Origin of the sequence: Corallococcus terminator, from assembly GCF_003611635.1 — a bacterium.
Classification (GTDB): domain Bacteria; phylum Myxococcota; class Myxococcia; order Myxococcales; family Myxococcaceae; genus Corallococcus; species Corallococcus terminator.
On record NZ_RAVZ01000471.1, the window covers coordinates 1 to 5,768 of the forward strand.

Below are 5,768 nucleotides of genomic sequence, written 5' to 3' on the forward strand. Positions count from 1 at the left end.
CTCCCACGTCACGTCCAACACCGCGCGGCCCTTCATCGCCGCCCAGGTGTGGTCCGCCACCACCACCAGCCCGCCCAGCGGCTGGAACAGGAACGGCTTCTGCGCCGTCGGCAGCTCCACCACCTTGCGCACGCCCGGCACCGCGAGCGTCTTCGTCGCGTCGTAGCGGGCCACCTTGCCGCCCGCCACGGGCGGACGCGCGATGACCGCCGTGAGCATCCCCGGCAGCTTCACGTCCGCGCCGAACACCGCGCGGCCCGTCACGATGTCCGGGCCATCAATCAGCGGCAGTTCCTTGCCCAGGTGCTTGAGCTCACTGCGCGGCCGCAGCGTCACCGCGCTCTTCGCGGGGACCTTGAGCTTCGCCGCGTCGGTCGTCAGCTCCCCGAACTTGAACACCTTCTGGCTGCCCTTGAGGAACACCGCGTGGTCGCGCGCTTCGCACGCCTCGGGCGCCACCTTCCAGCGCTTCGCCGCCACCGCCACCAGCATCGTGCGCGCCGTCGCGCCCGCGTAGCGCAGGTCGTCGAAGATCTTCCGCACGCTGCTGGAGCCGTCCGTGTTCTGGTCTCCGTACGCCTCGTCGCCGTCGCCCTGGACGATCTTCACGTGGGCCATGTCCGCGCCCAGCTCGTCCGCGATGAGCACGGGCAGCGAGCTGCGCACGCCCTGCCCCATCTCCGAACGGTGGCACACGATGGTGACCAGCCCGTCCGGCGCCAGGTGCACGAAGACGTTCGCCCTCAGGCCCTCCGAAGACACCGGCGGATAGGACGTGGGCATGGGCGCGGCGTGCGCCCGGTTGGGCAGCACCACCTCCAGGCTCAAGCCCGCGGTCACGATTCCCAGACCCTGGAGCACGGAACGGCGCGACAGCCGGATGCGAAGGTCTTCCATGGTCGAGCCACTCATTCGGTCGGCATCCCGGCCGCCTTCTTCACGGCGGTGCGGATGCGCGTGTACGTCCCGCAGCGGCACAGGTTGCCCGCCAGCGATTGATCGATCTCCGCGTCGGTGGGCTTCGGCTTCTTCGCCAGCAGCGCCGCCGCCGTCATGATCTGCCCCGCCTGACAGAAGCCACACTGCGGCACCGCCAGATCCACCCACGCCTTCTGCAAGGGGTGCGAACCATCCGGCGACAGGCCCTCGATGGTCATCACCTCGCGCCCGTCCGCCCGGCGCACCGGCGTCACGCACGAGCGCACCGCCGCCCCGTCGATGTGCACCACGCACGCGCCGCAGAGCGCCTGCCCGCAGCCGTACTTCGTGCCCGTCAACGTCAGCACGTCACGCAGCGCCCAGAGCAGCGGCATCTCCGGATCCACATCGAGGACATGCTCGGTTCCATTCACGCGAAGGCGGATGCTCACGGTCGACTCTCCTCGCGCGGGCACTCCGCGCCGTCCTTTACCCACGCGGCCACCAGGGCCCCGAACTCCGCCTGCGTCCCCGGCGCCGGCACCCGGTCCGCCCCCGGCTTCCATCCCCAGCCCACCAATTCGTCATGCGCGGAGTGCTCGATGATCTCCGCCAGGCTCTTGCCCCCGTTGCGCGCCGGGTCCTTCAACTGCTCGCACAGGGACTGGGGCGTCCGCCCCTGCCACGCCATCACCCTGGGCGCCAGGTGCCACTTGGGCGCACCCGGGACCCGCGCCAGCTCCGCGTTCTTCTCCTGGTGACAGGACGTGCACTCCAGGCCCGGCACGCCCTGGTCGCCAGGGCCCCGCGCCACCGGAGGGTCATGCAGTTGGAAGGCGTCGCCCTGCGTCGGGCTGTCCCCCGCCGGATGGCAGTTGACGCACCGGGGGTGCAGCATCACCCGGCTCGCCTCCAGGAACAGCGCCCGCGAGCGCTCCTTCTTGTCCCCGATGGAGGCGAACTCCGTGGGCGCGCGGAGCGCCTGGGCCTCCACGGTCGGCAACGTCACCGTACTGCCTTGCACCGCGCGGCCACCGCACCCCACGCCGAACGCGAGCGCCAGCGTCACCCCGGCCGCACCCGCACCCAGGACGACTCCCAGTGCTTTCGAGCGAAGACTCATCGTGCCCCGTCCTCCCAATCCCTTCGGCCAGAGGTCGTTCCGGCGCCACACGCGTCGTCGCGAAGCCGGATGGGCCATGCCGCCCCATCACGTCCTCGGAGAGCCTGACAAAAGCCGTGGGGCCCGGGTAGGAATTCTTCAGGACGCTCCGCATTCCCAGCGAGCAGGCGTCCGCTGCCTCGGCCTTGCGTGCCTCGCTGACAGGGACCGCTCACGGGATTGACGGATTGTCTTCCGCGGGCCGCGGGCGGTTCGCGCAAGTCCCCGGAATCGCGTGCGCGGGGGCCTGGAACGGCAAGTGTATTGGGAGGAGCGCAAGGAGATTGCCCGCCATGCGCCAGAGCCCCGTGTCGTCCGTGTTCTCCATTACCCGCCTCTTCATCGAGCAGTGCGCCCGCTGGAGGCTGCGTGAGGAGGTCATCGCGTTCATCCTCGACTTCGGCACGCCCGCTCGAGCGTGCGGTGCCACCCACCTCACCGTGCACGAGCGCGACCTGCCCTGGAGCCTGCGCGACTCATCCCTGGCACGACAGGCGCGCGGGTGGATTCTCATCCTCAATGACGAGGACCGGCTCCTCACCTGCTACCGCCGTCAGGACGCCTCGCGGTTCCTGCGACAGAAGTCCAAGCGCCGTCCCGCCGGGGTCAGCCGTGGCCGCGAGGACACGCTGCGTGGACTGCACTTCGCACCGGCGTGAGCCGACGACGTCTCAGTCGAGCCCCGCCTTGCCCACCGCCCAGTAGGCCTTCACCTTGGGCGTGGCGCGCACACCGTCGCCCTTGAGCCGCGCCCGCAGGGCCTGGATGGACTGCGCCCTTCCCGTCATCACCAACGTCGCGTCCGGCTTCGCGCGCAGCGCTTCGCGCAGCCGTTCGTGGACCTGCGCCAGGTGCGCGTCGCCTGCCTGGCGTTCCACGTCCTGGCCTTCGAAGCCCAACTCACGCAGCGCGGGCGCGCAGTCCTCGCGGTGTGACACCTCGAAGAGGGGCGTCACGTCGCGCTTCCCGGCGGTCCGGAACGCATGCGCCACCGCGAATGACGTTTCGTCACCGAAGAGCACCACCGGGGCGCGGCCCTCGTCCAACACCACCGAGCGGCGGGGCCCGAAGAACTGGAGCGCATCCCCCACGCGCACGTCGCGTCCCCACTTCGCGCCCGGGCTGTCGCCGTGCAGGTACACCAGGAAGGACGTGGCGCCGCGCGCTTCGTCCCATGACAGCGGCGTGTACGTGCGCATGCCCAGACCCGGCAGGTACACCTGCACCTTGTCGCCAGGGGACCACCCCTGCCCTCGCAGGGCCACGCCTTCACAATCCACCTGGCGGAAGGCGCGCGACACCTCGCGCACCTGCGTCACCTGGGAGTCGGTAAAGAGGAAGCGTCCCAGGACACTGCCCAACATTGCCTTCGCGGATGCCATCGGAGTCTCCCCTTCGGTGGAGGTTCATACGCCTGACGTCCCCCGCCGGCCCGTGAAGTTGCGTGAAGTGTCGCCGGGCGGGCCTTCCCCGCGCCCATGACGAAAAGGCAGGCAATCAAAGGCCGAGGTAGGCGAAGAGGGGGCATGCGACCCACCTCCGCGCTTCTGAGCCTTGCCCTGCTTGCGATTTCGGCCTGCTCCCACGGAACAAATGTCCCGGTGCCAGAAGCGCCCGTGGACCTCGCGGAACGCGGCCGGGAGCTGGCCCGGCGCATCGTCATCGCCGATGGCCACATCGACGTGCCCTACCGCCTGCGTGAGGGATTGGGGCCGGACGGCGCGCCCACCGAGGACATCTCCCTGCGCACCGCCAAGGGTGACTTCGACCACGCCCGCGCGGTGGAGGGCGGGTTCGACGTGGCCTTCATGTCCATCTACATCCCCGCCGAGTACCAGAAGCAGGGCGGGGCCCGGGAGCTGGCGGACTCGCTCATCGACATGATGGAGAAGATCGCGCGCGCTTCGCCCGCGAAGTTCGCCATGGCCCCCTCTGTCGAGGAGGCCCTGCGCAACACCCAAGCGGGCAAGGTCTCCTTCGCGCTGGGCATCGAGAATGGCGCGGCCATCGAGGACCGGCTGGAGAACGTCGCTCACTTCCAGCGGCGCGGCGTGCGCTACATCACCCTCACCCACTCCGAGGACAACCTGATCAGCGATGCCGCCGCCAGCCAGGGCAAGGGCACCTGGAACGGGCTCAGCCCCTTTGGCCGGCAGGTGGTGGCGGAGATGAACCGGGTGGGCATCATGGTGGATGTCGCGCACCTCTCGGATGACGCCCTCCGGCAGGCCGTGGAGGTGAGCCAGTTGCCTGTGATTGCCTCGCATTCATCGTGTCGCCACTTCACGCCCGGCTTCGCGCGCAACATCCCCGATGAGCTCATCCGCGCCGTGGCCGCCAAGGGGGGCGTGGTGATGATCAACTTCGGCTCCGCGTTCCTCACCCAGGCCGCGCAGGACCATGGCAAGCAGTTCGGCGCGCAGATCGAGGCCTTCGCGCTCCAGCACGGTCTGAAGAAGGGCAGCCCCGAGCTCAAGACCTTCATCGATACCTACCAGCGTGAGCACCCGCTCCCCCTGGCCCGCGTGGAGGATGTGGCGGACCACATCGACCATGTCGTGAAGCTGGTGGGCATCGACCACGTGGGACTCGGCTCAGACTTCGATGGCGTGGGCCCTTCGCTTCCCATCGGGCTCAAGGATGTCTCGCAGTACCCGAACCTCTTCCACGTCCTTCTCGAGCGGGGCTACAGCGAGGCGGACATCGAGCAGATCGCTTCCGGCAACATCTTCCGTGTGTGGCGTCAGGTGGAGGCCTACGCCGCGAAACAGCCCTGACCGCCCAGGGGAGCCCGAAGCGCTCGTCCGGACGCCTCCTCTCGTGGACGAAGGGCCTGTGGAAGCGACGGAGCGGGGCCGTGCGTGGTGAGGACGGAGGACGGCCGGGCCGCTCGCACGTGCCTCCCCGCTGGACGAGAAGGCACATCTTCCAGGACAGAAGACAGACCCCCACGAAAGAGAGCAGACATGGGCCCCTGGAACACGCGGATGCGCTGGCTGCGGCCCCGGGGCGTGGGCCTCATCGCACTCGTGGCGGCCTCCGGCTGCGCGATGGGCCCGGAGGACTTCGGGCCCCAGGTGAAGTCGAGTGCCGTGACGGAGGGCAGCGCCATCACGCAGTTCCGGGACGTGCTGTCTCCCTATGGCACGTGGATGGACCTGCCGGAGGTCGGCTGGGTGTGGCGTCCCGACGCCAGGGTCGTGGGCGCGGACTTCGTGCCCTACGCCACCGGGGGCCGTTGGGTGTCCAGTGATTGGGGTTGGACCTTCGAGACCGACTGGGATTGGGGCTGGGCGCCCTTCCACTACGGCCGGTGGTTGGACCGGCCTTCGGAAGGCTGGGTGTGGTGGCCTGACAGTGAATGGGCCCCGGCCTGGGTGGACTGGCGGTGGGACGAGGCCTCCATCGGCTGGCAGCCCCTGCCGCCTCCGGGGCTGAGCATCGGGTTGTCGTGGAGCTTCGTGAGCATGAGCGACTTCCTGCGCCCGGAGGTGGGGCAGCACCTCGCACCGCCCGAGCGCGCACCCGCGTTGCTACGTCAGACGCAGCCGGTGGGAGAGCACGTCGTTTCCGAACTCGGCGATTTCTGGAACCCGGGCCCCACCTCCGCCGAGGTCGCGCGCGTCACTCGACAGCCCATCCCGCTCGCGGAGCCCATGACGCCCCCCACGGGCCACCCTCCCCGCAC

Annotated in this window: 7 protein-coding genes; 3 read left to right on the plus strand and 4 right to left on the minus strand. The window is 69.6% G+C overall.

The window, feature by feature from the left end:
- From D7V88_RS38260 to D7V88_RS38270, 3 genes are all read right to left on the minus strand, one after another.
- Positions 1-897: molybdopterin cofactor-binding domain-containing protein (locus tag D7V88_RS38260; protein WP_147449052.1), on the minus strand; the 897-nt coding region annotated here is incomplete at its 3' end.
- Between the two features lie 11 nt (positions 898-908).
- Positions 909-1,370 carry a (2Fe-2S)-binding protein gene (locus tag D7V88_RS38265; RefSeq protein WP_120545476.1) on the minus strand — a complete coding sequence of 154 codons (462 nt, stop codon included), beginning with the start codon at positions 1,368-1,370 and terminating at the stop codon, positions 909-911.
- Complete coding sequence (locus D7V88_RS38270) at positions 1,367-2,041, minus strand: Isoquinoline 1-oxidoreductase subunit (protein ID WP_120545477.1); 675 nt, start codon at positions 2,039-2,041, stop codon at positions 1,367-1,369. The genes D7V88_RS38265 and D7V88_RS38270 overlap by 4 nt, the downstream gene beginning before the upstream one ends.
- 332 nt (positions 2,042-2,373) lie before the next feature.
- Between D7V88_RS38270 and D7V88_RS38275 the strand changes: the two genes are divergently transcribed.
- Complete coding sequence (locus D7V88_RS38275) at positions 2,374-2,739, plus strand: hypothetical protein (RefSeq protein WP_120545478.1); 366 nt, start codon at positions 2,374-2,376, stop codon at positions 2,737-2,739.
- Between the two features lie 12 nt (positions 2,740-2,751).
- Here the strand turns inward: D7V88_RS38275 and D7V88_RS38280 are convergent, their stop codons facing one another.
- Positions 2,752-3,462, minus strand: coding sequence for a siderophore-interacting protein (locus D7V88_RS38280; protein ID WP_120545479.1), 711 nt, complete (start codon positions 3,460-3,462; stop codon positions 2,752-2,754).
- Between the two features lie 234 nt (positions 3,463-3,696).
- Between D7V88_RS38280 and D7V88_RS38285 the strand changes: the two genes are divergently transcribed.
- Complete coding sequence (locus D7V88_RS38285; protein WP_244238618.1) at positions 3,697-4,857, plus strand: dipeptidase; 1,161 nt, start codon at positions 3,697-3,699, stop codon at positions 4,855-4,857.
- A 189-nt stretch (positions 4,858-5,046) separates the two neighbouring features.
- On the plus strand, positions 5,047-5,768 hold a 722-nt coding region (locus D7V88_RS38290; protein WP_120545481.1), incomplete at its 3' end, for a DUF6600 domain-containing protein.

Bases quoted from the DNA above. Each gene is read 5' to 3' on its own strand.
- D7V88_RS38270 (WP_120545477.1), bottom strand. From the start codon at position 2,041: ATGAGTCTTCGCTCGAAAGCACTGGGAGTCGTCCTGGGTGCGGGTGCG.
- D7V88_RS38275 (WP_120545478.1), top strand. From the start codon at position 2,374: ATGCGCCAGAGCCCCGTGTCGTCCGTGTTCTCCATTACCCGCCTCTTC.
- D7V88_RS38280 (WP_120545479.1), bottom strand. From the start codon at position 3,462: ATGGCATCCGCGAAGGCAATGTTGGGCAGTGTCCTGGGACGCTTCCTC.